Source organism: Paeniglutamicibacter sp. NPDC091659, from assembly GCF_044756805.1.
GTDB lineage: Bacteria > Actinomycetota > Actinomycetes > Actinomycetales > Micrococcaceae > Paeniglutamicibacter.
This window is the reverse complement of the sequence record NZ_JBIVTO010000001.1, coordinates 925,924-951,918: the sequence shown is the minus strand read 5'-3', so window position 1 is coordinate 951,918 and position 25,995 is coordinate 925,924. Positions and strand designations below refer to the sequence as shown.

Genomic DNA, 25,995 nt, shown 5'->3' with positions numbered 1-25,995 from the left:
CCGAAAGGACGCAGCGCCCCCGCCGAAGCAGATCGGCGGGGGCGCTGCTGTGTGCCGGGCCGTTTGCCCTATTCCCCGAGCGACTCTCGTTCGCGGCGCAACAGCGCGGCGAAGCGCCCGTGTTCGCGCCGTGCCAGCTCGGCGGGGGCACCGGATTCGACCAGCCGCCCGCCGTCCAGCACCGCGATCTCGTCGGCCCACAGGACGGTGCGCATGCGGTGCGCAATGACCACCACGGTGCGGCCCTCGGCCGCCAGCTGCCGGACCGAGTCCATCACCAGCGCTTCGGTGTGCACGTCCAGCGCGCTGGTCGCCTCGTCGAGGATCAGCACCCGGGCGTCCTTCACGAAGGCCCTGGCCAGGGCGATGCGCTGGGCCTGCCCGCCGGAGACCCTGCCGCCGCGCTCGCCCAGGGGCGTATCCAGCCCCTTCGGCTGGGCCGACAGCCACTCGCCCAGCCCGGCCCGTTGGCAGGCGGTGCGCAGCTCATCGTCGCCGGCCCGGGGGTTGGCGACCAACAGGTTGGAACGCAGCGTGCCGCGCATCAGGTGCTCGCGCTGGGAGACCATGGCGATCGCGCCGCGGACGTCCTTCAACGCCGCATCTCGCACGTTGCGCCGCCCCAGTAAAACGGTTCCCGTTCCCGGGTCCAGGGCGCGCACCAGCAGGGCGGCGAGCGTCGACTTTCCGGAGCCCGACCCGCCCACCACGGCCAGCGACCCGCCGGCGGGAACCGACAGATCCAGCGACTCGAGCACCGCCACCGGGCCGGACTCCCCCTCCAGCACCAGGCCGGCATCCCGCACCTCGAGGCCCAGCGGGCCGTCGGGCAACGCCACCGGATGTTCCGGGTCCGCCACCGACGGGGCTCTGTGAACCAGCGCATGCAGCCGCTCGGCGGAGGCGAAGGAATCCTGCAGCCCGGAGACAAACCCGTCGACGTCAAGCACCGGCCCGAACGCCGGAACGGCGATGAGCAGCAGGCACAGGAACATGTCCAGACCCAGGGTCCCGCCGGCGACCTGCGCCAGCCCGGCCAGGCACAACAGGACCGTGGTTCCCCAGGGCAGGACGGCCTTCAGGCCCGCCCGCCAGGATGCGGCGGCGGCCCCGCGGGCCAGCGCCGCCCCCAGCGCCATATCCAGGTCCGCCAGCTCGGCCGCCCGCGCCCGTTCGTGGCCGAACGCGACGATGGTCCCGGCTGCCCGCACGGATTCGCTCACGTGCTGGGCGATGCGGGCGCGGGCCGCGGTCGCCTCCCGCGCCGCGGCGCGCGTGGTCCGCAGCCCCAGCAACGGCACACCCAGGCCGGTGAGCAGCAACCCCGCGGCAAGGATCCCGGCGAGCGCCGGATTTGCGAAGATTCCGACCGAGACCACGACGATGACCGGGATCGCCAGTGCGGCAACCAGCGGCGGGATCGTGTGGGCGAAGAAGACCTCGACCCTGTCGATGTCGCGGGTGGCGCGGGTGAGCATGTCGCCGCTGGCCCGGGTGCGGGCGTTGAACGGTGCCTGCGGGGCGAGCGCCGCATAGAGTTCGTTGCGCAGCAGCGCCAGCGCCTTGAACGCGACCTTGTGGCCGAAATACTGCTCGCCGTAGCGCAGGGCGCCCTTCAGCAGCGAGAGCCCCGCCAGCCAGGCCGCCACGGGCCACAGCGACGGCGACGGCCCGCCGGAAAGCCATGCCTGGGCGCCCTGGCCCAGGGCGATTCCCGCCACCAGGTAGAGGGCCAGGTTGCTGAGCTTGTGGGCGATGCCCAACGCGCCGGCAATCCCCAGCGGGCCCAGCACGCTGCGGCATGTCCGCAGCAGCCAGATCATCAAGTCCCTGCGCTTCATGCGTCCCCCCGCGGGTTCGAACCGGCCCCGGCGCGGGAGGCTGCCAGCGCGGCGGCCAGGTACCCGCCGGCGGCAAGCACCTGATCCAGCGGGCCCGCCTCGATGACCCGCCCGTGCTCCAGCACCGCGACCCTGTCGCAGCCGGAAAGAAGCCCCAGACGGTGCGTGATGGTGATGGTGGTCTTGTCCCCGGTGGCCGACGCGAGCGTCTCCAGCACCCGGGCCTCGGTGTCGGGATCCAGGTCGGAGGTCGGCTCGTCGATGATCAGCACGGGCCGGTCGGCCAGCAGCGCGCGGGCCAGTCCCAGCCGCTGCGTCTGGCCGCCGGAGAGCCCGTGGCCGGACTCCCCCACCGGGGTCTCGAGCCCCAGCGTCTCCAGGCCCACCCGGCCCAGCACCTCGCGCAGTTCCCCGTCGGTGGCGTCCGGCCGTCCCACGCGCAGGTTGTGGGCCACGCTGCCGCCCAGCAGCCCCGAGCCTTGGTCGAGCACCGCGCTTGCGGCGCGCAGCCGCAGCGGGCCAAGCGTGTTTCCGGAACCGTCATGCACCGCCCCGTTGGTGGGCAGCAACTGCCCTTGCAGCACGCGGACCAGCGTCGTCTTCCCCGACCCGGAGGCGCCGACCACTGCGGTGTGGGAACCCGCCGGGAATTCGAGCGACACCCCGTGCAACACCGGTCTCCCGCCGTACCCGGCGCTGAGGTTCTCGACGGCCAGCCCGCCGACGCTCCCGAGGGCCGTACCTTCAGACTCGGGCGCCATCCCCGGATCCGAGTCCAGCAGCCCGGTGATTTCCTTTTCCGCGGCCCTGCCTGTCATGCCGATGTAGAAGAAGCCGCCGACGAACGCGACGGGCTGCAGCATCAGCGTGCTCAGCAGGACCATCGTCACCGCCTGGCCCGGGCTGATCTGCCCGCCGCCCAGCCGCCAGCCCGCAAGCACCACGGACCCGGTGACCAACCCCAGCGCGAACGTCGCATCGATGACCAGCAGCACCAGCTGGTTGCCGGCCAGCAGCTTCATGACCTGCCGGCGCACCCGCTCGGAGGCGGCGGCGAGCCTGACCCCGGCGGCGCCCTCGGCGTTGTTCAGCCGCAGCATCCCCAGCCCGTTGAGCGTGTCCATGAAGGAGGCCGCCAGCATGCCCTGGCTGCGGCGGTAGTTGGCGCTCGAGGTCCTGAACAGCTTCTGGAACCCCACGACAAGCACCGGGATCACCGGCAGCGCGATGGCCAGCAACAGCGCCGCCACCGGGTCGATGAAGACCCCGATGGCCAGCACCACCAGGATCGGGGCGAGCACCGCGGCCAGCGCCGGGGCGCTGAACCCCGCCCGGAAGCGCGCCCGCTTCTCCACCGCATCGGTGGCCAGCGAGACCAGCTCCCCGCCGGCCCGGGCCCCGGTGTACCCCTGCCCCAGGGCGAAGTACTTCAGCAGCACCGCTTGGCGGTCGCCGGCTTCCTGGGCCGCGGCGGCCCGGGCTACCAGCCGCGGGGTAGCCACGGCGGTGGCACCTGCCACCAGCAGGGCCCCGGCCACCCCGGCGCCCCAGGGTTTGGAGACACCAGCACCGCCGGCCAGGTACCCGTCGACGGCGGCACCCAGCAGCAGCGCAAGCGCCGACAATGCGGCGGTGCCGAGCACGGCACACAAGACAATCACCGGCAGCGCTCGGGCCGCCGGATTCTTTTTCGCAGACACCCGATCCATCCTAGGCAACTGCCCCGCAATATGCCCGTTCGGTCTAGGTGATGCACCCGCCCAGCGGCTACCTTGAATGGGGTACCAACGTTAGAAGTGAGGAAGTTCGTGGGAGCAACAATCCGCATCGGCATCGCAGGCTATGGAAACCTTGGCCGCGGGGTGCAAGCCTCGATCGCCAAGAACCCGGACATGGAGCTTGTGGGTGTCTACACCCGCCGCGATCCGACCACCGTCGTCCTGCAGCACCCCGCCCCCGTCTTCCACATGGATGACCTGGCCGGTCACACAGGGGACATCGACGTGCTGATCCTCTGCGGCGGCTCCAAGTCCGACCTCCCGGAGCAGGGCCCGGCACTTGCCGCCCTGTACAACACCGTGGACAGCTTCGACACCCATGCCATGATCCCCGAGTACTTCGCCGCCGTCGACGCCCCGGCCACGGCGGCGGGCAAGACCGCGCTGATCTCCGCCGGCTGGGACCCGGGAATGTTCTCCATCAACCGCGTCTACGGCGAGGCACTGCTTCCCGACGGCGAAACCTACACCTTCTGGGGCCGCGGCCTGAGCCAGGGCCACTCGGACGCCATCCGCCGCGTGTCGGGCGTGGCCGGCGGCGTGCAATACACGATCCCGAGCCCGGAGGCCATCGCCCGGGTCCGTGCCGGCGAGCGCCCGGCGCTGGGCACCCGCGAGAAGCACGTGCGCGACTGCTTCGTGGTGCTCGAGGACGGCGCCGACGCGGATGCCGTGCGCGAGGCCATCGTCACGATGGAGCACTACTTCGACGACTACGACACCACCGTGAACTTCATCGACGCCGCCACCCTGGCCGCCGAGCACACCGCGATGCCGCACGGCGGCTTCGTCTTCCGCAGCGGAAACACCACCGACGAGCACGCGCAGGTCATCGAGTACTCGCTGTCCCTTGATTCCAACCCGGAGTTCACCTCCAGCGTGCTGGTTGCCTACGCCCGCGCGGTGTCCAAGATGAGCGCCGCCGGCCAGTTCGGTGCCAAGACCGTGTTCGACGTCGCTCCGGGCCTGCTCTCCTCGAAGTCCCCGGAGCAGCTGCGCGCCGAACTGCTCTAGGAACGTCGCCGGGGTTTCTGCAGCCACGGCCGCAGCAAGCGGGTGGTGGCCGGCAGGAAGATGTAGGTCATCAGCGGGGTGAGGATGCAGATGTTCAGCAGCACCGCGAAAACCAGCGGCCAGTCCTTCAGCAACGGCACCAGCAGGAAGTTCGACAGCAGGCTCAGCGGGAAGAACGGCAGGAAGATGCTGACGGCCTGCTTCCAGCGCGGCGGCACGACGGTCTCGGGGATCGTGACGTTCCGCTCCCCCGGCGGCTCGAACCACCCCTCGATCCCGGTGCGGTGCTCGACCCTGGTGGTCTCCACCAGTTCGGCGGCGCTGTCCATCCACCAGCGGCGCTCGTCGGACTCGTCCCAGGCGCGCAGGGATTTTGCGTCTGCGAAGCGGTAGAGCACGTGCCACTCGTTGGAGTCGGGCGCGGTGCGGATCCAGCCGGATCCGAGGTAGCCGTTCCATTCGCGGGCCAGTTCCTGGCCGGCCTGCACCCAGGCATTGAAACGACGGTGGTGTTCGGGAAGCACTGTTCTGGTGATGGAAACGGTGATGGGTTCAGCTTGTGGCATTCCTACAATGTAGACCCCGCGGGGCGGCTACGACCACCCGACCACCAGGCGCGCGGCCTGCTCGGGAATCGTGGGGTCCACGCCGGTGAGCTGGGCGAAGCGCTTGAGCCTGTTCATCAACGTATTCCGGTGGCAGAACAGCTCCTCGGCGGCCGCGGAGATGCTGCCCGTGCGGAGGTAGGCGCGCGCCGACTCGCTCAGCCGCCGGCGCTCGGTGATCCCGCAATTCGCCAGTGCCCGTTCCACTTCCTCAAGGCCCGGGGCGCCGGCCGCTGCAAGTTCCAGCCTGGCCATGCGGGCCCAGCCGCGCGTCCAGGTCATGGCCCCGTGTTCGCCCGGTTCCAGCAATTGCGCCAGGGACCTGGCCACCAGCGAGGCCCTCGGGATGGCACCGAGCGTACGAGGGTCGGTGATCATGCCGCAGCTGGTGTTTTCCAGCCTGGCTCCCAGCCGCTGGCACTCGGATCCGGCGCGGGCATCGAATGGATAGAAGGCGATCAGCGCATCGGAGAGCGAATGCGTGAACACGCCGGCGGAGGCGCGCTCGGTGGCAAGCGCCAGGCGCAGGGCAGGGATTTGTTCCCCCATGGCGGCAACCACCACGTATTCGGTCCGCAGGGATTGGCCCAGTTCCGCCGCAATGCGTTCGAGGGTCTCCTCCGCGAGGTCCTTTTCGCTGAACAGCGTGGCCAAATACCCCTGGCGCATGCTTGCGGCCTCGGCCTGGATGCGCGCCAGCTCGGCGACGTAGGCCTGTTGGGTTTCGCCCGCGTACCCGTCCACGACCTCCCAGACGCGTGCCGTGTGGCCCACCAGCATCAACGCGTCCTGCGGCCCGGCGATCGAGGTGATGGCCGACCAGATGATCGAGAAGTCGAGCCTGATGGCCGTCATGAGCGCCTCGATGGGAACCCCGGCGCGTGCCCGGGAAACCCCGACGTCCATGGCGATCGCCTTGCGGGCGCGCAGGTAGTCCGGCGCGTCGGCGGTTTCCTTCATGGCCTTGATCAACGCCTCGAAGGAAGCGCGTCCGGTGCGCCTGATTTCGCTCAGCGGCAGCGGAGCCTCGGCATAGATGGGAATGCCCGTCACGCGGGCGATGAACTCGTCGGTCAATTCCCCGACGTCAAGCTTTGCCAGCAGGTCGGCCCATCGTTGCTCGTCGTCGAATTGCACGTTTTGCAGGCCTTTTTGGAAACGCGGCGTTAACATCACCCCATATTATGTGCATTTGCCCCGTTTGTGGCGTGGAACTCGTTGCAATAAGTGCACCCCATCACGCCACCCGGTTGGGAAGATGGTCATTGTCACAACGTTCCGGCGGCAATGCGTGAGGCAACACCCGCCCTTGAGATCAGGCAGAAAAATTCCCATGACCCACACTGCAACATTCGAAGCAGGCGCCACACGGCAGATCTCCGACAAGGAGGCCACCAAGGTTGCCGTTGGCGCCCTCATCGGCACCGCCATGGAATGGTACGACTTCTTCCTCTTCAGCGCCGCCGCGGCACTGGTGTTCAACGTCCAGTTCTTCGCGAGCCAGAACGCCACAGCCGCCGCCATGGCGGCCTTCGCCACCTTCGGCGTCGGCCTTGTGGCCCGCCCGATCGGCGGAATGATCTTCGGCGTGATGGGCGACAAGATCGGGCGCCGCAAGACGCTGATGGTCACCATCGTCGGCATCGGCATCATCACCGGCCTGATCGGCCTGCTGCCGACCTACGCGGCCGTGGGCATCGCCGCCCCGATCCTGCTGGTGTTCCTGCGCATCGCCCAGGGCCTGTTCGTCGGTGGCGAGTGGTCCGGCGCCATGACGATCGTCGTGGAAAACGCCCCGCTGCACCGCCGTGCCCGCTATGCGGCGATGCCGCAGATCGGCTCGCCGATCGGCACCATCCTTTCCTCCGGCGGCTTCTTCCTGATGACGGTGTTCTTCTCCAAGGAAAGCTTCGATGCCTGGGGCTGGCGCATCCCGTTCCTGGCCGCGATCCCGATGCTGCTGGTTGCCCTGTACATCCGCAGCCGCCTCGACGAATCCCCGGTCTTCAAGGAACTCATGGAAAAGGGCGAGACCGAAAAGGCCCCGATCCGCACCACGCTGAAGGAGTCCTGGAAGCAGATCATCATCGGCATGGCCGCGGGCATGCTCGGCATCGGCGGCTTCTACCTGGTCACCGCGTTCGTCGTCTGGTACGGCGTGAACGTCCTGGAATACGAGCGCTCGCTGATGCTGCTCGGCGGCATCATTGCCGCGGTCGTTGAAATCCCCGTGCTGATCCTCGGCGGCCGCCTCGGCGAGCGCTTCGGTTCCTCCAAGGTCATCACCTACGGCGGCATCTTCTCAGCCATCATCGCTTGGCCCTCCTTCCTGCTCATCGAATCCGGCGTCGACGCGCTGGTGATCCTGGGCATGACCCTTGCCGTTGCGGCCTTGTCCCTGCCCTACGCCGCCTCCGGCACCGTGCTCACCGGCCTGTTCCCGGCCAAGACCCGCTACACCGGCGTGGGCTTCGCACAGAACACCGCCGGCATGATCTCCGGGTTCATCCCGCTGGCCGCCACCGCCTTGGTTGCTGCCGCGTCCAACCACTGGTGGCCGGCGGCCGCCATGCTGGTCTTCCTCTCGCTGTTCACCGCCGTTGCCGGCGTGATCGCCCCGAAGCTCAGCGTCGACCTGCCCGGCTTCAAGCACTGACGCCCCACCCGATGCGCACCGCAGGAATCCCCCGAACCCTGCGGTGCGCACCGGGCCATTCATACTTCATTTTTTACGCTCCACCGCAAAGGACCACGACCGCCCATGACCATGTCAGCCGGCCACCTCATCGTCAAGACCCTCGAAGCCCACGGCGTGGAGCGCATCTACGCGGTGCCGGGCGAAAGCTACCTCGATGTCCTCGACGGCCTTCACGATTCCTCCATCCACACGGTGGTCACCCGCCACGAGGGCGGCGCCGGCTTCATGGCCCTCGCCGAGGGCCGGCTCGGCGAAACCCCCGGCATCGCCATGGTCACCCGCGGCCCGGGTGCCGCGAACGCCATGATCGCGATCCACACCGCCTGGCAGGACGCCACCGCGATGGTGCTATTCGTCGGGCTGATCCCGCTGGCCGACCGCGGACGCGACTCCTTCCAGGAGTTCAGCCTCGAGGGCTGGTTCTCCACCACCGCGAAGGCCGTTTTTGTGCTCGACGACGAGCACCAGGCCGGCGACGTGGTGGCACGGGCCATGCGCCTTGCATCCACCGGGCGCCCCGGACCCGTCGTGGTGGGCCTGCCCGAGGACGTCCTGGTCCGCATGACTTCCTCCCCCGTCCCCTCGGTGCTTCCGCTGCCCGATGCCGCACCGAGCGCCGCCGCCCTTGAATCCCTTTCCAGCATGCTCGGCCAGGCGACAAAACCGGCGATCATCGTGGGCGGGGACGGCTGGGACCCGGCCACCTCGGCCGCGCTTGCCGAATTCGCCGCGGCCGCCCGTGTGCCGGTGCTGGCCGACTGGCGCGCCTACGACGCGATCGACCACGACGCCCCCGCCTACGCGGGCTGGCTGGGCTACGGCCGCGCCGAACGCACCGTGAAGGCGCTGAACGACGCCGACCTGTTGGTCTTCATCGGATGCACCCGCGGCGACGTGCTCTCCGAGGGCTACAAGGCGGCGCTGGACACCCCGACGATCGTGGTGAGCCCCGACGCCGCGCTGGCCGGCCATGCCGGGCGCATCGACGCGCACCTTAGCATCGACCCCACGCAATTCGTCTCCGCCCTTCCCGCCGGCGACCAGGTCCGCGGCACGCGTGACTCGGCCTGGATGGACAGGCTGCGCCAAGAGCAGCTGGACTTCACGCTCCCCGGGGCCGACGGCGGCACCGGCGTCGACTTGGGGCTGGCCTTCGCATCCCTCGAAGCCGCCCTTGATGCCGACCGCATCATCACCTACGGCGCCGGCAACGCCACGCTGTGGGGCCACCGCTACCTCAGCCACCACGGCCCGAAGTCGCTGGCCGGTCCGCGCAACGGCGCCATGGGCTTGTCCGTTCCGGCCGCAGTGGCCGCGAGCATCATGCACCCGGGCCGCCACGTGGTGGCGATCTGCGGGGACGGCGACTTCTTCATGAACGCCCAGGAACTCGCCGTCTCATTTGCCCACGGCGGAACCCCTCTGGTCATCGTGGTGGACAACGGCATCTACGGCACCATCGTCGACCACCAGCGCCGGCACTACCCGCAGCGCCCCTCCGGCACCTCGATGAGCAACCCCGACTTCGCGAAGTGGATCGAATCCTTCGGCGGCCACGGAGAATTCGTCGCCGCCACCGAGGACTTCGCCCCGGCGCTCGAACGGGCGCTGGCCAGCGGCCTGCCGGCCGTGCTGCACCTGAAGACCGACCCGGCCACCATGGGCCCTGGCACCGTGGCACACAACACCGTTGCACACCGTGCGGAGGCCAACGCATGAGGCTCGACCTGGTCGTCCGCGCCGGCACCATCCTCACCATGGACGAGGCGCGCCCCGTCGCCCGCGAGATGGGCGTCATCGGCGGCCGGATCGTCGGCTTCGACGAGGAACTCGCCGGCTGCACCGCGGACCGCACCGAGGACTTCGGCGACGCGGTCATCACCCCGGGCTTCATCGACGCCCACTGCCACACCACCTGGTGGGGGCTGGGTCTGGCGGCGCTGGACCTCTCCCCGGCACGCGGGCTGGAGGAACTCTACGCCCTGCTCGAATCCGAGATGCTCCGGCTGGCCAACCGCCCCGGCGTGTGGCTCAACGGCACCGGGTTCAACCACAAGCACCACGGCGGCCTGTTCCCCGACATCAAGCGGCTCGACGCGATCACCGGGGACCGCCCGCTCTACCTGCGCCACGTCTCCGGGCACGCCTCGATCACCAACTCCGCCACGCTGCGCCTGGCCGGTGCGCTGGCCGGGGACTTCGCCAACCCGGTGGGCGGCGCCGTGGTCCGCGATGCCCACGGCAACCCCACCGGCCTGGTCGAGGAATCGGCGCAGGGACTCATCCAGAAGCTGCTGCTGCCGTACTCGGTCGAGCAGATCATCGGGGCGCTGGACGCGGCAACCACGCGCTACGCGGCCGAGGGCATCACCTCCTTCACCGAGGCCGGCGTGGGCGGCGGCTGGATCGGCCATTCCCCCGTCGAAATCAACGCCTACCAAGAGGCCCTGGACTCCGGACGCCTGCACGCCCGCGCCCAGCTCATGCCGGCCCTGGACGCCCTGGCGGAGCAGTCCTCGCACGCCTCCGACGCCCACGGCACGGGAGGCGGCCGCGGCCTGGGCCTCGGCATCCGGGCGGGTTTCGGCAACGACCACCTGTCGCTGGGTCCCGTCAAGGTCTTCATGGACGGATCGCTGCTGGGAGCCACCGCCGCGGTCACCGAAGACTACTGCGGGCACCAGCACAACACCGGGTACCTGCTCGACACCCCGGAGCAGTACCTCGAACGGGTGTCAGCCGCCTACCGCTCCGGCTGGCCCGTGGCCCTGCACGCCATCGGCGACGCGGCCATCGACCTGGCCATCGAGATCATTTCCGGCCTGCAGGAACGCCACGGACCGAACGCCCTGCCCAACCGGATCGAGCACTTCGGCATCGCCCGCCCGGACCAGGTGGCGGCGGTGGCCAGGCACGGCATCGCGGTGACCCCGCAGGCGTCCTTCATCGGCCCGCTGGGCGACCAGTTCGCCCAGCTCGTCGGGCCCGAGCGCGAGGGCTGGCTCTACCGTGGCCAGTCCCTCCTCGAGGCCGGCGTCCTCGCCGCGGGCAGCTCCGACCTTCCGGTGGCCGACAACAACGTCCGCCGCGCCATGGCCTCGGCTGTCGACCGCCGCACCGAAAAGGGACATGTGCTTGGCGGGGCAGCCGAATGCCTCTCGCCGCTTGAGGCCCTGCGCCTCTACACGGTCAACGCCGCCAGGGCCACCGGCCAGTTCGACGACCGCGGGAGCCTGTGCCGCGGCAAGCTGGCCGACTTCGTGGTGCTCTCCGATTCCCCGCTGGACACCGAAAACATCGCCGACCTGCACATCGTCGGCACCTTCGTCGGCGGAAAACAGAGTTACTCGTCGCTGTCCGCCGACGCCCCGGCTGTCGCCTAACCTCCCCTCTCCTCCCACCGATCCCAGGAAACACAATGACTTCACACAACGCATCGTTCCTTGCCGACTTCGCTTCGATGAGCACCAACGGCGCCACCGCCGGGGGTGGCGTCGACCGCCAGGCCGCAACCGTCGCCGACGGCCAGAACCGCAACTGGTTCCGCGGCCTGGTCGAGGGCCACGGTTTCAGCGTCCACTACGACCAGGTCGGCAACCAGTACTCGATGCTCGAGCTCTCCCCCGGCGCCCCGTGGATCGCCGTCGGATCCCACCTGGATTCGCAGCCGCTGGGCGGACGTTTCGACGGGGCCTACGGCGTGCTCGCCGGCGCCCACGCCGCCAAGCGTGTGCAGGAGCAGCTGGCCGCGGCAGGGGGCGAATCTCCCGCCAAGTTCAACATCGTCGTCATCAACTGGTTCAATGAGGAAGGCTGCCGCTTCAAGCCCTCCATGATGGGCAGCTCCGTCTACACCGGCAAGCTTTCCGCGGCCCAGGTCCTGGAAACCACCGACCCCGCCGGCGTCTCGGTCCGCGAGGCCCTGGAGTCGATCGGCACCATCGGCGACTTCGAGCTGCCGGTCTCCGCCTACGTGGAGATCCACATCGAGCAGGGGCGCTCGCTCGAGGACCGCGGCCTGACCATCGGCCTTGTTGAATCGACCTGGGGAGCCAACAAGTACGAGTTCGTGGTGCACGGCGACCAGGCCCACACCGGGGCTACGATCATCGCCGACCGCCAGGACGCGCTGCTGGGTGCCTCGGCACTGGTGGTTGCCGCCCGCGAAATCGCGCTGGAACACTCGACCGACGAGCACATGGTCATCACCTCCTGCGGCGAATTCAACGTGTTCCCGAACTCTCCCGTCGTCGTGGCCAGCCGGGTGAACCTGCTCGTCGACGTGCGCTCCACGGACCCGGACGTCTTGGCGGCCGCGGACGCGGCCCTCCATGCCCGGGTGGCGAAGATCGAGAAGATGGCCAACGTCAGGATCGAGCGCGGCGCCGAACACATTTGGGGCGCCAAGGCCTACGACCAGGCAGGCCTCAAGCTGGCCGCGGAGGCTGCCGAGAGCCTGGGGTTGAGCCATGGCGTGGTGCGCACGCTGGCCGGCCACGATTCGACGAACATGAAGGACCTCGTTCCCACCATCATGTTGTTCGTCCCCAGTGTCGAGGGCATCAGCCACAACGAACGCGAGCTGACAAGCGACGACGACATGGTCGCCGGCGTGGACCTGCTCAGCGCGGTGCTTCTGCGCGTGGTGCGCGGCGAGTTCGTTTCCGAGGCCCAGGAGTTCGCTACGCTTGACCTCGACGCATCCGTTTCGAGGTAAGGATCCTCCAATGCCGTTCTCGGTTCCCAAGGGCCATCTGCTCCTGGATTTTTCATTGCTGAAGTTCGATGAGATGACCCGGATCGTTGCGGCATTGGGCGACGAACTTGCAGCGCGGCCCCCGGCCCTGCCGGGGGCCAACACCCCCTATGGAATCCTCAACCATTGCCTCGGGATGATGCGCCGCTGGAGCAGCACCGTGAATCGCGGGATAGGGGTTCCGCGCGATCGCGACGCGGAGTTCACGCAGACCGGTCCCGTGGCGGAACTCCTGGCCCGCGCCGCTGCCGTCCGCGAAGAGTTCATGACCGATGCCCTCTCCGTGGATCCGGCCGCCGCACCGGTTCAGGTGCCCGAGGGCCGCGAGGTTTTCTGGACCTCAACCACGAATGGCGTCCTGCTGCATGTGTTCGAGGAACTCTGCCAGCACCTGGGTCAGCTCGAGATCACCCGGGATCTGCTCATCGCCAACGCGGAAAGTGTCCAGGCATGAAGCGCACCTTTGAAGAGCTCATCGCCGAGGCCGAAAATGCTCCGATCGACGGGTGGGATTTTTCGTGGTTTGAGGGTCGCGCCACCGAGGAACGGCCGTCATGGGGCTACTCAAGGCTCCTGGCCGAACGCCTTCCGGTGGTTTCCGCCGCGCTGGACCTGCAGACCGGAGGCGGCGAAGTCATAGCGAGCATCCCAGTTTTACCGCCGTTCATGGTGGTGACCGAGGGGTGGAAACCCAACATTGCCAAGGCCACCGAGTTGCTTCATCCCCGGGGCGTGGCAGTCGTGGCCGATTCACCCGAACCGCCGCTCCCCTTCGGTGATGCCGCCTTCGATCTGGTCACCAGCCGCCACCCCGTGAAGGTCTACTGGGAGGAAATTGCCCGGGTGCTTCGCCCCGGCGGAAGCTACCTGGCACAACATGTGGGCCCGCACAGCGTCTTTGAAATCGTTGAATACTTCCTGGGCGAACAGTCCGAAGCGGTTCGGCTGGATCGCCACCCGGACTTCGACGTCGAGGCCGCGGAGGATGCGGGACTGGAAATCACCGATCTTCGGTTCGAAGAGCTGCGTCTTGAGTTCCACGACATCGGCGCAGTGATCTACTTCCTACGGATGGTCATCTGGATGGTTCCCGGCTTCACCGTCGAGGCCTACCTCCCGCGGCTCCGCGAGATGCACGACCTCATTGCTTCAGAGGGACCGTTTGTCGCACACTCCACGCGTTTCCTCATAGAGGCCCGCAAACCACACTAGAAACCATCGCATTGCCGCTGCGGTGCGTGCCTTTATTGCCGTTCGTGCGGCGCGGCGGGCTGGACGTTGTACTGGTTGGTGCCAGGCAGGGGCAGCGCCGTGGATACATACGTGTGGCCGCTGAAGGTTGTGACTCGTTTGGTGTGCCGTGGACCCGGAATCGTTTCCTCTTTCCAGCCTGGACATTCCTTGGTCTGGTTGCAGAAAACACAGGATCCGCCCGAGTTTTCGACCGAGGTCGGCCCTCCGCGGGCGGCTTGAACCACGTGGTCCAAATGCCTGATCGGACTATCGCAAAACGGCGACCTGCAGAACTGGTCGCGAATGCTGATGAATTTCTTCAGCCCACCGGTAAAGAGTCGTTGCGCCGAATCCATCGCAATGAGGTCGCCTGTTCCGGGCGCCGTATAGAGACGCCGCAGCCAGAGCTCCAACTCGTTGGGGTTCTCTTCGCTGCCGTTGATGAGCATGCGGGCCTTCTCAGCGGAGATTATTCCGTAGCCTTGCAAGAGCGCAGGCTCTGAGTGGCCCTGGAAAAGGGTCCTATCGGTCATGACCAGCCCCAGCTGGATGGGAATTGCGGTGGGACTGTCCAACCCGGTCAAGCGTTCTAGAAGCGAGTCAACTGCCAGATGTTGCCGCGAACGATCGTCGCCCTGCGCCTTTGCGCTGGAGACCATGCTCTCAAGCACCTGGGCGATCAACACACCGTATTCGGTGGGTAGGATCCCGGTGATTTTCATCCGGTGGCGGTCGATGGGGAAAATGCTGACGTAGCGTTCCTTTGCGGCCCTGGTTTCAAGGTCGACTTCCTTTTCCGACCCGTATGCCAGCGCCCATTCCCGGATCATGGCCGCAAGCTTCTTGCCCCCGAGCCCAAAACAATGATGCCCCTCGGAGAAGAGTCGAAGGTCGATTTCTCCGCGTTGTTCCCGGGTGAGTCCACGTGTTTCCTTGACTACGATGATGGCCTCAGCTTCGGTGATCACTCCGCGATGCAGGGCATCGTAGGAGAAGACCAAGTCATCGGTGAGAACATGGCAAAATTCCAGGTACTGGGCACCTGTGCGTGGCGGCTGGTGGCGGGCAAAAGCGATCTCCGGCCCCACGCCCCAACTGGGGTTGAGCATCCGCTCTCCTCTGGCCGCGCGATGCTCGGCAACTTCGTCGTCGTAAACGCATGTGGTCTTTGCCTGGAGTGCGCAGGCGCTGGCCTTTAGCTCCTCCAGCGCCGCGATGCTGTCGACCCGCTCATAGGACGCTGTGGAAATGCGCGTGTGGTCCAAGGCTGCTGCGATGGCCCGCAACCCGTCAGTGCCCTCGGCGGCCAGCGCCTGCTGCAGGAAATGACGCAAGTCGATGCCCTGTTCGGCCAGATACTCATAGGTCAGTTCTGCGGGACCGGATTCCGAACCATCCCCAAGACCACCCGTTTCTGACCTCGATGTCATACCTAAATTATAGAAAACATTACCGACACTTTGACCGAGTATCACACGCATCTGTGAATACAACTTCGAATAATCGAAGGTCGTTCTCGGGCCCCGTCGAGGCAGCATCCATGAACTTGATGCACCATCAGTGGCGACCGAAACGCGCATCGCCGAAGGGTTCGCCGCAGCGACTCCCGCGATATGACGCAACCGAAAACATTGAACCCATAGGTCTCGACGCCGTCCCTGGATGGCGCATCATTGAAAACAGGAACGACGCCGGAGGAATTGAAGGGATCGAAATCCATGGGCGAAAACCCGTTGCGGCATGCCATGGCACGCATGGGAGGTCGGGATCCCCACGAGCAAAACCGCGTGTCCACGCCGCTTGAGTTGTTCTTCGACCTGACGTTCGCGATCGCTTTCGGCGTCGCCGCAAACCTTTTCGCCGAAAGCCTGGCCAAAGGCCATGCGGGAACGGGTGTCGTCAGCTTCTGCTTTGCCATGTTTGCCGTCATCTGGGCATGGATCAACTTCAGTTGGTTCGCCAGCGCCTACGACACCGACGACTGGGTGTTCCGCCTGATGACAATGCTCCAGATGGCCGGCGTGCTGATCCTGGCCATGGGGCTGGAACCCATGTTTGCCTCCATCCAGCAGGGCATCCACGTCGACAACCGGGTGATGGTGCTCGGATACGTGGTGATGCGCGTGCCGCTGATCTTCCAGTGGCTGCGGGCCGCCAAACAGGATCCGCGGCGCCGTTCGACATGCCTCAAATACGCGTGCTACCTCGCCGTGGCACAAGCCGGCTGGATCGTCGTGATCCTGGTGGACACCGGCGTGTGGGAGATGTTCCTGATGGCAGCACCGCTGTTCATCCTTGAAATGGCGACCCCGGTGATCGCCGAAAGGAAGTCGCGGACGCCCTGGCACGCGCACCACATCGCCGAACGCTACAGCTTGCTGGCCATCATCGCGCTGGGCGAGTGCCTCGTCGGCACCATCACCGCCCTGCGTGCGGTGGTTTCCGGCAGCGGCTGGAGCCTGGACACGGTGCTTGTGGGACTGGCCGGCACCGGGCTGGCCTTCGCCATGTGGTGGCTGTACTTCATGGTCCCGGCCGGAACCGCATTGCATGCCCGGCGCGAACGGTCGTTCGTGTTCGGCTACGCGCACATGCTGCTCTTCGCCTCGATCACCGCCACGGGCGTCGGGCTGCGCGTCTACGCGCTCTACCTTGAGGGGCAGACCCGGATCGGCGAGGCGGGGGTGGTGGCCTCGGTGGCCGTTCCGGTGGCGGTGTTTGCGCTGGTGCTGACCTTCCTGCACGCCTACATGGTGGCCGTGGATCCGCTGCAGCTGTGGCTCGCCGCGGCGCTGCTGGTGTGCAGTGCCGCGGCGATCGGCCTGGCCGTGGCCGGACTGCCGCTGACGCTGTGCCTGGCGCTGATCCTGGCGACGCCGGCGGCGTCCATCGTCCTTGACGAGCTGGTCGGCCACCGCAACCGGGCGGCGGCGTTGGGCAGGCTGACGGGGCGCTGAGGCGGTCCGCTACGCCCGCATGGCAGCGTCGAACCAGCCGGTGATGCTGGCAGGGTGCGTGATGGCCGTGCCGACGACCACCGCGAAGGCACCCATGTCAAGGGCCGCACGGGCCTGGGCCGGGGTGTGGATCCGACCCTCGGCGATCAGCGGAATGCCCAGCCCGGCCATCGCGATGGCGGCCAGCAGTTCCAGGTCCGGGCCCTCGGTCTTGGGCCGCTCGCCGCTGTAGCCGGCCAGCGTGGTGCCGATCAGGTCGGCACCCGCCTCCGCGGCGTTCATCGCGTCGGCCAGCGAACCGCAATCGGCCATGACCAGCGCATGCGACTGCCCGTGGACCATGTCGATGGTCTGCTTCAGGGTGAGCCCGTCCGGGCGCTCACGGCGGGTGCCGTCCAGGGCGACGATGTGCGCCCCGGCGTTGGCCACGGCCAGCGCGTGGCGCGCGGTCGGGGTGATGAAGACGCCGTCGTGCCCGTCCTTCCAGAGCCCGATCACGGGCACTGCCACCGCGCTGCGGGTGAACTGCACGTCCGCGATGCCCTGGACGCGGACCGCCGCGGCCCCGCCGATGACGGCGGAGGCGGCGACCTGCGCCATGGTGGTGGGCGTGCGCATGGGCTCGCCCGGGTAGGCCTGGGCGGAGACGATCAGGCGTCCGCGCAGGGCTTCGAGTTCACCGGGGGTCAAGAGCATGTCGGGTCCTTCGGGGTAAGCGGCGCCAGGAAGAGTCCTGCCGCGCCGATGAGTGCTGCGTCGTTGCCGAGGGTCGCGGGAACCAGCTCCAGCTCCTGCAGCGGGTCGATGGCCTCGGCGGCGAACCCCTCGCGCACGGCGTCCCACCACAGGTCCCCGGCGCCGGCCATGCCGCCCGAAAGCACGATGAGCTCCGGGTCAAGGATGTTCGCCAGCGAGCCGGCCGCGATGCCCGCGGCGCGCCCGCCGGTGCGCAGCGTCTGGATGGCCAGCAGGTCCCCCGCATGGGCGAGGGCCGTCAGCTCGCGGGTGTCCGCGACGTAGGGATCGCCGCCCAGGCGCAGGTAGTTGCGGTGGATGGCGGGTCCCGCGGCGATGGCCTCCAGGTGGCCGGTGCGCCCGCAGGAGCAGCGCACGCCGGTGGCCAGCGGGGAGGCGAAGTGTCCCATGTGCCCGCCGACGTGGTGTGCGCCGGTCTGCGGGACCCCGCCGAGCAGGTGCGAGCCGCCGATGCCCGTGCCGACGGCCAGCAGCAGCGCGTTGGCGCTGCCGGCGGCGGCGCCGCACCAGGCCTCGCCGAGGCCGTGGGCGTGGACGTCGTTGACGGCGCGCACCTCCAGCCCGGTGCGGGTGTACAGGCCCTCGGCCAGGTCGGTGCCCGCCCAGTGCAAGATGGTGTCGGTGGCCGAGAGCACGCGCGCGCTGCCCGCGTCGATGACCCCGGCGGCGCCCAGGCCCAGGCCCAGGATCCGCAGGCCGGCGGCCTCCGGAGCGGCAAGCAATCCCGCCACGAGTCCGGCGACGGCGTCGAGCACCGCCTCGGCGCCCTCGGTGGCGGGGGTCGGTGCGGAGGCGGAGGCCAGGACCGTGCCGTCGGCGCCGACCAGCCCGGCGGCGATCTTGGTGCCGCCCAGGTCGATGCCGAACGCGGCGATGCGCCCCGATTCCTCGGGACGCATCTGTGCTGTTGCTTGATCCATCGGGGCTTAGAGCAGTCCGGTGCGGGTCAGGATGCCGGAGATCGCAGAGGCCTCGGCGGCGTTCAGCTCCTCCATCGGGGTGCTCATCTTGTTGCAGTCGATGACGCCCATCTCTACCAGTGCGGTCTTGAAGGCGCCCAGGCCGGCGGCGCCGCCGGAGACGCGGGAGGAGTCCGGGGTGTAGACGATCTCGAAGACCTCGGTCAGGCGGTCCTGCTCCTTGGCCGCGGTGGCGAAGTCGCCGGCGACGGCCGCGTCGAACAGGCGGCGGTAGCCGGCCGGGTCGACGTTGCCCAGGCCAGGGACCACGCCGTGGGCGCCGCCGAGCATGGCGCCGTCGACGACAACCTCATGGCCGGTGAAGACGGAGAAGCCCTCGATGTCGCGGGTTGCCAGCAGCAGCTGGCGGAAGGAGACGTCGTCGCCGGAGGAATCCTTCACGCCGACGATCACCCCGTCCTTGGCCAGCGCCACGGCGGTGGCGACGGACAGCTTGACGTGGGTGCGGACCGGCACATCGTAGGCGAAGATGTCGATCTGCAGCGCTGCGTGGACGGCGCGGAAGTGGGCCTCGACCTCGGCGGCGTTGGACAGCGCGTAGTACGGGGTGGTGACGACGAGGGCGTCGGCGCCGAGTTCGATCATCGCGCGGCCCTCCTCGATGACGCGCTCGGTGGTCTGCTCGTTGGCGCCGACGATCAGCGGCACGCGGCCCGCGTTGGCCTCGCGGATGGTGGAGACCACCAGGGCACGCTCGGCGTTGGTGAGGTACGGGACCTCGCCCGAGGAACCGAGCACGAATAGGCCGGTGACCCCGCCCGTGATCAGGTGCTCGACGACGGCCTGCAGACCCGGGACGTCGATGGCGCCATCCGCGGTGCGCGGGGTGACTACCGGGGGGATGACGCCGGTGTACTTGGGGTTGTTTGCGAATGCCACGAGAAAATCTTTCTTCTAAGGGGGTTTGGGGAAATTTAGAGCTGCAGGAGCGAGGGGGCCGCGCCGAGCAGCGTGCGGGTGTACTCGTTGGTCGGGTTTTCGAAGACCTGGGCGGCCGTCCCCTGCTCCACGATCTGCCCGGCGTTCATCACGCAGATGCGGTCAGAGACGTAGCGGACGGTCTGGATGTCGTGGGAGATGAACACCATGCCGAGGTTCAGCGAGGCCTTCAGGTCGGTGAGCAGGTTCAGCACCTGGGCGCGCACCGAGACATCCAGCGCGCTGGTCGGCTCGTCGGCCACGATGATGTCCGGGTCCAGGGCCAGAGCCCGGGCGATGGCAACGCGCTGGCGCTGGCCGCCGGAGACCTGGTTGGGCATCGCGGAGGCCGCCGAGGCGGGCAGGCCCACCACGGAGAGCAGGTCCGCGACCTTGGCCGCGCGGGATGCCGCGTTGCCGATGCCGTGGATCTTCAGCGGGTCGGTGAGGATGTCGTGGATCGTCATGCGCGGGTTCAGCGCCGTCGACGGGTCCTGAAAGACCACGGCGACGGAGCGGCCGAACTCCTTGCGGCCAGCCGCATTGCGCTTGGCCGCGTCCTTGCCGCGGAAGAGCACTGTTCCGCTGGTCGGCTCCTGCAGGCCGACCAGCACGGAGGCCAGGGTCGACTTGCCGCAGCCGGATTCGCCCACGATGCCCACGGTCTCGCCGCGGGAGATGGAGAAGTCCACCCCGTTGACGGCACGGACGATGTTCGGGGAGAAGAGCTTGCCGCCGCGGGCGCGGTGGTGCACGTGGATGTCGCGCAGCTCGACGACCGGGGTGTTGGTATCGGCACTCACTGGTGGCCTCCCTGGGAAACGGTTTCGTGGCTGGCCCAGAAGTGCTCCGACTCGGAGCTGGCCGGCACGAAGTCGGTGGGCGTGTTCGGGTCCGCGTCGGCGCGCTGGGAACGTTCGGCGAACCTGTCCCCCGCGGCGAACGAGTATGGCGACGGCACTGATCCGGGGATCTGGTGCAGGCGCGTGGCGCCGGATTCGATCGACAGCACGGCACCGAGCAGGCCCTGGGTGTACTCGTGGGCCGGGGCCTTGAGCACGGCGGGAACCGGTCCGGATTCGACGACCTGGCCGGCGTACATGACGGTGACGCGGTGTGCCAGCGAGGCCACCAGGGCCAGGTCGTGGCTGACGAAGACCATCGCGAAGCCCAGCTGCTCGCGCAGCTCGTTGAGCAGGTCCACTACCTGCTTCTGAACCGTGACGTCCAGCGCGGTGGTCGGCTCGTCGCAGACCACCAGCTTCGGCTTGCGGCTCAGCGCCATGGCGATGAGCACTCGCTGGCGCTGGCCGCCGGAGAGTTCGTGCGGGTAGGAGCGCAGCGTGCGCACCGGGTCGAGCTTGACCAGGCGCAGCAGTTCCTCGGGGCTGGTGCGGCCGTTGCGCTTGGTCAGCTGGCGCAGCTGGTCGCCCACCAGCATCGAGGGGTTCAGTGAGGAGAGCGCGTCCTGGTAGACCATGGCGATCTGCTCGCCGCGCAGTCCCTTGTAGACTTTCTCGTCGCCGGCCAGGGCGAACCCGTCGGGTCCCTCCGGCAGCAATTCCTTGCCCCCGAACGTGATGGAGCCGGTGATCTTGGCGGTGTCGGGCAACAGCCCCATGATCGCCAGCGAAGTGATGGACTTGCCGCAGCCGGACTCGCCCACCAGGCCCATGGTTTCGCCCTCGCGGACGGTGAAGGAGACGTTGTCCACGATCCGGGTGTCGCCGAAGCGCGCCGGGAAGCGGATGGAAAGGTTCTTGACCTCGAGGATGACCTTCGGCTCCCCGGCGGCGGCGTCTAGGCTGAGCCTGTCGGTGCGGCGGGACTCGGTCTCCGAGAGCAGGGCCAGTTCCCCGCGCAGGCGTTCCAGCGCGGCGGTGTCGGCGGCCGGCTTGGCGGCCTTCGCGGCCGCGGTTTCCGAGGTCGAGGCGGTCTTCTTGGTGGACTTGGGGTTCACCAGGGCGTCGGTCATGCCCTCGGCCAGGATGTTCAGCGCCAGCACCGTGAGCAGGATCGTCAGGCCGGCGAAGGTGGTGGCCCACCAGGCGCCGTTGAGCACCAGGGTGCGGCCGTAGGCGATCACGTTGCCCCAGCTCGGTGCCGGGTCCTGGATGCCTGCGCCCAGGAAGGAGAGCGATGCCTCCAGGATGATGGCGTCGGCGACCATGACGGTGGCGAACACCAGCACCGGGGCGGCGCAGTTGCGCAGCACGTGGCTGCCCAGGATGTAGAAGCGGCCGGCGCCGATCACGCGTTCGGCGCGGACGTAGTCCTCGCCCCATTGGGCCAGCACGTTGGCGCGGACCACGCGGGCGATCTGCGGCACGTAGATCACCGCGATGGCCAGGATGATCACCGGCAGCGAGTTGCCCAGCGAGGCCAGCAGAGCCGCGGCCAGCGCGATGCCCGGGAACGCCATGAGCATGTCCATGATGCGCATGATGGTCTCGTTGGCCCACTTGGCGCTGGTTGCGGCAAGCGCGCCGAGCAGGCCGCCGATGACCAGGGCCAGGGCGACGGAGCCGATGCCGATCAGCAGCGAGGAGCGGGCGCCGAAGAGCAGGCGGGAGAAGATGTCCCGGCCCAGCCTGTCGGTGCCGAAGAGGTTCTCGGCGCTCGGCGGCCGGGCGGGGATGCCGGAGGCCAGCGGGTCGTGCGGGGCGAGCACCGGGGCAAGGATCGCCGCGAGGGAGATCAGCACCAGGAAGGCCAGGGCGATCTTTGAGCCGACCGGCAGCGCGGTGAAGCGCGTGGTTCCGGAGCTCAGGCGTGCGACCAGGCCGTTTCGGGGGGCAAGGGTGGCCATGAAGAGTTACACCGTCCTGATGCGCGGGTTGATGAGCAGGTAAAGCAGGTCCACGACGATGTTGACCAGCACGAAGGTGACCGCGATGGTCAGCACCACGCCCTGGACCAGGTTGACGTCGGAGTTGGTGATGCCGTTCATGATCAGCTGGCCCATGCCGGGCAGCGAGAAGATCATTTCGATCACGACGGCGCCGCCGAGCAGGTAGCCGATGCGCAGGCCCAGCACGGTGACCGGGGTGACCAGCGCGTTGCGCAGCACGTTGCGGGTAAGCACCTCGCCGCGCGGCACGCCGTTGCCGATGGCCGTGCGGACGTAGTCCTTGTCGAGTTCCTCGACCATGGAGGTGCGCACCACGCGGATCAGCGAGGCGGAGACCGGGATGGCCAGGGCAAGCGCCGGAAGCGTCATGTGGGACAGCCAGCCGACGATGCCCGATCCCTCGGGGGCCGCGCCGCCGGAGGGGAAGAGCGGGTTCGCGCCCAGGGCCAGCCACTGGATGAGCAGGATGCCGAGCCAGAAGGACGGGGTGGCCACCGCCGCGATGGAGAAGATGCGGACCAGCTGGTCGGGCATCTTGTCCCGGTAGAGGGCACCGGTGACGCCGAAGACCAAGGCGATGACCACGGCGATCAGCACGCCGTAGAAGGTCAGCTGCAGGGTCAACGGGAAGGCGTTGGCGATCATTTCGCCGACCGGGCGCTCCGGCGGGGTGGTCATGCCGAAGTCCAGCGTGACCAGGCGGCCCAGGAAGGCGACGTACTGGATGACCAGCGGCGCGTTGAGCCCGCGCTCTTCGCGGTAGGCGTTCTTGGCCGCCTCGGAGGCGCCTTCGCCCAGCGCGGACGTGGCCTCGTCACCGGGGGAAAGTTTGAGGATGATGAAGACCAGGAAGGTGACTCCCAGGATCATCAGGGGCAGTGCGGCGAGGCGACGTAGCAGTAGCCGTAGGAGGGTTCCCACTCAAGGACTCCGATGGGTAGGCGGCAAGTTGTCTGGGGGGGTGTGCGGGGCGCACCCGATGCACTCGGGGGAAGATGCAACGGGCGCGCCACGCAAGCGGGAAAGGCCGTTAGGCCTTCGGCGAGACTCCGACGAAGGAGACGCCGGTGGTCGGCAGCGGCTTGAAGTTCTCAACCGCCTTTTCGTTCCAGGCGGTCGGCAGCTGGCGGTGCAGGACCGGGTACAGCGGCACGTGGTCGGAGATCAGGTTGATGGCTTCGGTCCAGGCCTTGGTGGCGGCGGCCTCGTCCTTGGCCTTCACCGCGGTGTCCAGCATGCCCTGCAGCGCCTTGTATTCGGCGGCCTTGGACCAGCGGAAGCGGTTGGTCGGCCAGACATCGCCGCGGTAGAACCAGCTCAGCAGCAGGTCCAGGTCGTTGCCGAAGACCGACGGGTCGCCCGGGGCCGCGACGACGCGGAACGTTCCGGTGTCCACGTGGTCGGTGTACAACGCACCGGACTGCAGGTTCTGCATGGTGACCTTGACACCTGGAAGCTTGTTCCAGGATTCGAGCAGCAGCGGGGCGATGTCCTTGACCCAGGAGGTGTCGGTGGTCAGCAGCTCGAATTCGAGGTTGGTGACGCCGGCTTCCTTGAGCAGGGCCTCGGCCTTGGCCTGGTCGTAGCCGTAGACGTTCGCGGCCTTGACGTACTGCGGGTGGGTCTCCTGCACGTATGAGGTCGCCGGCTTGGCGTTGCCCAGCAGCGCGCGGTCGATGATCGTCTGCGTGTCGGTGGCGAAGTGGAAGGCCTGGCGCACGCGCTTATCGGAGAACGGGCCCTCGGCGCAGTTGAACATGAGGAAGAGCAGGCCGAAGGACTGCACGGACTCGACGTTCATCTTGGACTTGAGGCGCTCGACGTCCAGGTACGGCACGTCCTCGATCACCGATACGCGGCCGGATTCGGCGGCGGTGACGCGGGCGGCCGCGTCGGAGAGCAGGTACCAGGTCATGGTCTCGGCCTTGGCGGCGTAGGCGCCGTTGTAGTCGGCGAACTTCTCGAAGACGATCTTGTCGTCCTTGGTTGCAGAGACCAGCTTGTACGGGCCCGAGCCGACCGGGGCCGCATCGAAGGCCTTCTGGTCCGCGGAGGCGAGCTTCTTCGGGACGATCTTGACCACGGAGATGCGGGTCGGGAAGAGCGGGAAGGCGTAGTTCAGCGTGAAGACGACGGTGTCGTCGCCCTTGGCCTTGACGGTCTTGATGAACGGAACGAACTGCGCGAAGAGCGATGCGTTCGTGGTGTCCAGCACGCGTTCGAAGGAGTAGACAACGTCATCGACCGTGACTGCATCGCCGTTGTGGAACTTGGCGCCGGAACGAAGCTTGACTTCCCAGCTGGTGTCGCCGAGCTGCTTGGGCTGGGCGGCGGCGAGTGCCAGGTACGGTTCGCGGGTTGCCGGGTGCAGGTCGACGAGGCCCTCGAAGATGTGCATGTTGGCGGCGAACGGGGTAGCACCGGAGGAGGTCATCGGATCGAAACCGGTCGACAGTGCGTATGAGATGCCGGCTTCCAGGTGGGTGGTGGCTCCGGAGGTGGCAGCGCTGCCACCTCCGGTTGCTGCACCGGGGCTCGAGCATGCGGCGACCGTAGCCGAGAAGGCGGCCGCGGCACCGAGCATGCCGGTCATCTTGAGAAATTCACGGCGGCCGCGGGGCTTATTGGCCAAGTCCTTCAGGGTCATATCTAACCTCTTTCAAATCCAAGACTGAGAAAGTCGGACGTAGGATGTCCTATGCTATGAGTTAGACTGTAAGCGGCATCACGCCCGATAGTCAACTGGGTCACATGTTTTGGCCCACAATGGACGATGATTGGATTCCGGGGAGTCTTTCCCGGCACGACTAGGAGGTATCAGCACACACATGACCATCACGCGACCACCACGCCTCGATGCCCATGCCCGCCTGCGCGCGCTGACGGCCGATATCACCGACCTCATTTTGGATCGCGGCTTGCTGCCAGGAGACGCCATGCCTACCGAGCAGGAGCTTTCCGCGGAGCTGGGCGTCGGCCGCAACACTCTGCGCGAGGCCATCAAGGTGCTCCAGGCCCTCGGCGTCGTGGAGATCCGGCACGGTTTCGGCATGTTCGTTGCCGACGAAAACCTTCTGGCACTCTCGGATTCGCTGACCTTCCGCGGGCAAATGTCCCTGCGCCACAAAGGACACGAGGCCAACGAACTGGTCGACGTGCGGCAGGCGCTGGAGTCGGGGCTTGTCGGCTCCGCGATTTCCGCCATCACCTCCGACCAGCTGGCCAAGCTCGAGGCCAGCGTCGCCACCATGGAGTCCCTCGCAGCGAACGGCCAGAACTTCGTCGACGCCGACAAGGACTTCCACCGCATCCTGTTTGAGCCGCTCAACAACCAGCTGCTCAGCAACCTGCTGGGCGTCTTCTGGGATGTATACCGCACCATCCACCAAGGCATCGGAGTACGGGACAGCACCCGGGCACACCTTGCCGAGACGGCACATTCGCACCGCGAGCTCCTCGATGCAGTGAAGGCCAGAGACAAGTCGCTGGCCAGCGAACTGCTCAGCCGCCACTTCGATGGTATCCGCGAACAATTGGCCGCAATCAACACCGACAAGGACTGATTCGGGGCGCGTTCCCGCGCTGTGCACGGCAAAGGTGATTGCAGG

At 67.8% G+C, this 25,995-nt stretch carries 21 protein-coding genes; 9 read left to right on the top strand and 12 right to left on the bottom strand.

Annotated features, from left to right (window positions below; translation table 11 throughout):
- Window positions 1-68: 68 nt before the first annotated feature.
- Both ACIQLF_RS04305 and ACIQLF_RS04300 read right to left on the bottom strand, forming a co-directional pair.
- Window positions 69-1,841, bottom strand: coding sequence for an ABC transporter ATP-binding protein (locus ACIQLF_RS04305; RefSeq protein ID WP_400294703.1), 1,773 nt, complete (start codon window positions 1,839-1,841; stop codon window positions 69-71).
- Window positions 1,838-3,541 (bottom strand): ABC transporter ATP-binding protein/permease, encoded by a 1,704-nt coding sequence (locus tag ACIQLF_RS04300; protein WP_400294701.1) that lies wholly within the window; start codon window positions 3,539-3,541, stop codon window positions 1,838-1,840. The genes ACIQLF_RS04305 and ACIQLF_RS04300 overlap by 4 nt, the downstream gene beginning before the upstream one ends.
- A 108-nt stretch (window positions 3,542-3,649) precedes the next feature.
- On the opposite strand from ACIQLF_RS04300, the gene ACIQLF_RS04295 reads away from it, so the two are divergent.
- Window positions 3,650-4,633: a diaminopimelate dehydrogenase gene (locus ACIQLF_RS04295; RefSeq protein WP_400294698.1), complete on the top strand. Its 984-nt coding sequence runs from the start codon at window positions 3,650-3,652 to the stop codon at window positions 4,631-4,633.
- Here ACIQLF_RS04295 and ACIQLF_RS04290 read toward each other — a convergent pair.
- Both ACIQLF_RS04290 and ACIQLF_RS04285 read right to left on the bottom strand, forming a co-directional pair.
- Entirely contained in the window at window positions 4,630-5,199 is a 570-nt protein-coding gene (locus tag ACIQLF_RS04290; protein ID WP_400294695.1) for an antibiotic biosynthesis monooxygenase, read from the bottom strand. The genes ACIQLF_RS04295 and ACIQLF_RS04290 overlap by 4 nt on opposite strands.
- Window positions 5,200-5,226: 27 nt before the next feature.
- Complete coding sequence (locus ACIQLF_RS04285) at window positions 5,227-6,411, bottom strand: helix-turn-helix domain-containing protein (protein WP_400294692.1); 1,185 nt, start codon at window positions 6,409-6,411, stop codon at window positions 5,227-5,229.
- A gap of 160 nt (window positions 6,412-6,571) precedes the next feature.
- Between ACIQLF_RS04285 and ACIQLF_RS04280 the strand changes: the two genes are divergently transcribed.
- From ACIQLF_RS04280 to ACIQLF_RS04255, 6 genes are all read left to right on the top strand, one after another.
- A complete protein-coding gene (locus ACIQLF_RS04280) occupies window positions 6,572-7,894 on the top strand; it encodes an MFS transporter (protein ID WP_400294690.1) in 1,323 nt (440 codons plus the stop codon).
- A 105-nt stretch (window positions 7,895-7,999) separates the two neighbouring features.
- Window positions 8,000-9,655: a thiamine pyrophosphate-dependent enzyme gene (locus ACIQLF_RS04275; protein WP_400294687.1), complete on the top strand. Its 1,656-nt coding sequence runs from the start codon at window positions 8,000-8,002 to the stop codon at window positions 9,653-9,655.
- Complete coding sequence (locus ACIQLF_RS04270; RefSeq protein ID WP_400294684.1) at window positions 9,652-11,319, top strand: amidohydrolase; 1,668 nt, start codon at window positions 9,652-9,654, stop codon at window positions 11,317-11,319. Before ACIQLF_RS04275 ends, ACIQLF_RS04270 begins: the two co-directional genes overlap by 4 nt.
- Window positions 11,320-11,354: 35 nt before the next feature.
- Window positions 11,355-12,653, top strand: a complete 1,299-nt coding sequence (locus ACIQLF_RS04265) for a M20 family metallo-hydrolase (protein WP_400294681.1) — start codon at window positions 11,355-11,357, stop codon at window positions 12,651-12,653.
- Between the two features lie 10 nt (window positions 12,654-12,663).
- Complete coding sequence (locus ACIQLF_RS04260) at window positions 12,664-13,146, top strand: DUF664 domain-containing protein (protein WP_400294678.1); 483 nt, start codon at window positions 12,664-12,666, stop codon at window positions 13,144-13,146.
- Window positions 13,143-13,904 carry a methyltransferase domain-containing protein gene (locus ACIQLF_RS04255; RefSeq protein WP_400294675.1) on the top strand — a complete coding sequence of 254 codons (762 nt, stop codon included), beginning with the start codon at window positions 13,143-13,145 and terminating at the stop codon, window positions 13,902-13,904. Before ACIQLF_RS04260 ends, ACIQLF_RS04255 begins: the two co-directional genes overlap by 4 nt.
- A 32-nt stretch (window positions 13,905-13,936) precedes the next feature.
- On the opposite strand, the gene ACIQLF_RS04250 is transcribed toward ACIQLF_RS04255, so the two are convergent.
- Window positions 13,937-15,406 (bottom strand): HNH endonuclease, encoded by a 1,470-nt coding sequence (locus tag ACIQLF_RS04250; protein ID WP_400294673.1) that lies wholly within the window; start codon window positions 15,404-15,406, stop codon window positions 13,937-13,939.
- 237 nt (window positions 15,407-15,643) lie between these two features.
- On the opposite strand from ACIQLF_RS04250, the gene ACIQLF_RS04245 reads away from it, so the two are divergent.
- Window positions 15,644-16,882 carry a low temperature requirement protein A gene (locus tag ACIQLF_RS04245; protein WP_400294670.1) on the top strand — a complete coding sequence of 413 codons (1,239 nt, stop codon included), beginning with the start codon at window positions 15,644-15,646 and terminating at the stop codon, window positions 16,880-16,882.
- A gap of 9 nt (window positions 16,883-16,891) precedes the next feature.
- Here the strand turns inward: ACIQLF_RS04245 and ACIQLF_RS04240 are convergent, their stop codons facing one another.
- From ACIQLF_RS04240 to ACIQLF_RS04210, 7 genes are all read right to left on the bottom strand, one after another.
- Window positions 16,892-17,578, bottom strand: a complete 687-nt coding sequence (locus ACIQLF_RS04240; RefSeq protein WP_400294667.1) for an N-acetylmannosamine-6-phosphate 2-epimerase — start codon at window positions 17,576-17,578, stop codon at window positions 16,892-16,894.
- A complete protein-coding gene (locus tag ACIQLF_RS04235; RefSeq protein WP_400294664.1) occupies window positions 17,569-18,558 on the bottom strand; it encodes an ROK family protein in 990 nt (329 codons plus the stop codon). Before ACIQLF_RS04235 ends, ACIQLF_RS04240 begins: the two co-directional genes overlap by 10 nt.
- Window positions 18,559-18,564: 6 nt before the next feature.
- Window positions 18,565-19,497, bottom strand: a complete 933-nt coding sequence (locus tag ACIQLF_RS04230; protein WP_400294661.1) for a dihydrodipicolinate synthase family protein — start codon at window positions 19,495-19,497, stop codon at window positions 18,565-18,567.
- A 35-nt stretch (window positions 19,498-19,532) separates the two neighbouring features.
- Window positions 19,533-20,339, bottom strand: a complete 807-nt coding sequence (locus tag ACIQLF_RS04225) for an ABC transporter ATP-binding protein (RefSeq protein ID WP_400294658.1) — start codon at window positions 20,337-20,339, stop codon at window positions 19,533-19,535.
- The gene (locus ACIQLF_RS04220) at window positions 20,336-22,345 is read right to left on the bottom strand and encodes a dipeptide/oligopeptide/nickel ABC transporter permease/ATP-binding protein (RefSeq protein WP_400294656.1); all 2,010 of its coding nucleotides are present in this window, start codon (window positions 22,343-22,345) and stop codon (window positions 20,336-20,338) included. The genes ACIQLF_RS04225 and ACIQLF_RS04220 overlap by 4 nt, the downstream gene beginning before the upstream one ends.
- A gap of 6 nt (window positions 22,346-22,351) precedes the next feature.
- Window positions 22,352-23,308 carry an ABC transporter permease gene (locus tag ACIQLF_RS04215; RefSeq protein ID WP_400294654.1) on the bottom strand — a complete coding sequence of 319 codons (957 nt, stop codon included), beginning with the start codon at window positions 23,306-23,308 and terminating at the stop codon, window positions 22,352-22,354.
- Window positions 23,309-23,417: 109 nt separating this feature from the next.
- Window positions 23,418-25,034 carry an ABC transporter substrate-binding protein gene (locus ACIQLF_RS04210; RefSeq protein WP_400294651.1) on the bottom strand — a complete coding sequence of 539 codons (1,617 nt, stop codon included), beginning with the start codon at window positions 25,032-25,034 and terminating at the stop codon, window positions 23,418-23,420.
- Window positions 25,035-25,215: 181 nt separating this feature from the next.
- Here ACIQLF_RS04210 and ACIQLF_RS04205 point away from each other — a divergent pair, with 181 nt between their 5' ends.
- The gene (locus tag ACIQLF_RS04205; protein WP_400294648.1) at window positions 25,216-25,950 is read left to right on the top strand and encodes a FadR/GntR family transcriptional regulator; all 735 of its coding nucleotides are present in this window, start codon (window positions 25,216-25,218) and stop codon (window positions 25,948-25,950) included.
- The last annotated feature ends 45 nt before the right edge of the window (window positions 25,951-25,995 follow it).

Bases quoted from the DNA above. Each gene is read 5' to 3' on its own strand.
- ACIQLF_RS04220 (WP_400294656.1), bottom strand. From the start codon at position 22,345: ATGGCCACCCTTGCCCCCCGAAACGGCCTGGTCGCACGCCTGAGCTCC.
- ACIQLF_RS04270 (WP_400294684.1), top strand. From the start codon at position 9,652: ATGAGGCTCGACCTGGTCGTCCGCGCCGGCACCATCCTCACCATGGAC.
- ACIQLF_RS04245 (WP_400294670.1), top strand. From the start codon at position 15,644: ATGGGCGAAAACCCGTTGCGGCATGCCATGGCACGCATGGGAGGTCGG.
- ACIQLF_RS04205 (WP_400294648.1), top strand. From the start codon at position 25,216: ATGACCATCACGCGACCACCACGCCTCGATGCCCATGCCCGCCTGCGC.
- ACIQLF_RS04280 (WP_400294690.1), top strand. From the start codon at position 6,572: ATGACCCACACTGCAACATTCGAAGCAGGCGCCACACGGCAGATCTCC.
- ACIQLF_RS04305 (WP_400294703.1), bottom strand. From the start codon at position 1,841: ATGAAGCGCAGGGACTTGATGATCTGGCTGCTGCGGACATGCCGCAGC.
- ACIQLF_RS04250 (WP_400294673.1), bottom strand. From the start codon at position 15,406: ATGCGTGTGATACTCGGTCAAAGTGTCGGTAATGTTTTCTATAATTTA.
- ACIQLF_RS04265 (WP_400294681.1), top strand. From the start codon at position 11,355: ATGACTTCACACAACGCATCGTTCCTTGCCGACTTCGCTTCGATGAGC.
- ACIQLF_RS04275 (WP_400294687.1), top strand. From the start codon at position 8,000: ATGACCATGTCAGCCGGCCACCTCATCGTCAAGACCCTCGAAGCCCAC.
- ACIQLF_RS04255 (WP_400294675.1), top strand. From the start codon at position 13,143: ATGAAGCGCACCTTTGAAGAGCTCATCGCCGAGGCCGAAAATGCTCCG.
- ACIQLF_RS04240 (WP_400294667.1), bottom strand. From the start codon at position 17,578: ATGCTCTTGACCCCCGGTGAACTCGAAGCCCTGCGCGGACGCCTGATC.
- ACIQLF_RS04260 (WP_400294678.1), top strand. From the start codon at position 12,664: ATGCCGTTCTCGGTTCCCAAGGGCCATCTGCTCCTGGATTTTTCATTG.
- ACIQLF_RS04235 (WP_400294664.1), bottom strand. From the start codon at position 18,558: ATGGATCAAGCAACAGCACAGATGCGTCCCGAGGAATCGGGGCGCATC.
- ACIQLF_RS04285 (WP_400294692.1), bottom strand. From the start codon at position 6,411: ATGTTAACGCCGCGTTTCCAAAAAGGCCTGCAAAACGTGCAATTCGAC.
- ACIQLF_RS04290 (WP_400294695.1), bottom strand. From the start codon at position 5,199: ATGCCACAAGCTGAACCCATCACCGTTTCCATCACCAGAACAGTGCTT.
- ACIQLF_RS04210 (WP_400294651.1), bottom strand. From the start codon at position 25,034: ATGACCCTGAAGGACTTGGCCAATAAGCCCCGCGGCCGCCGTGAATTT.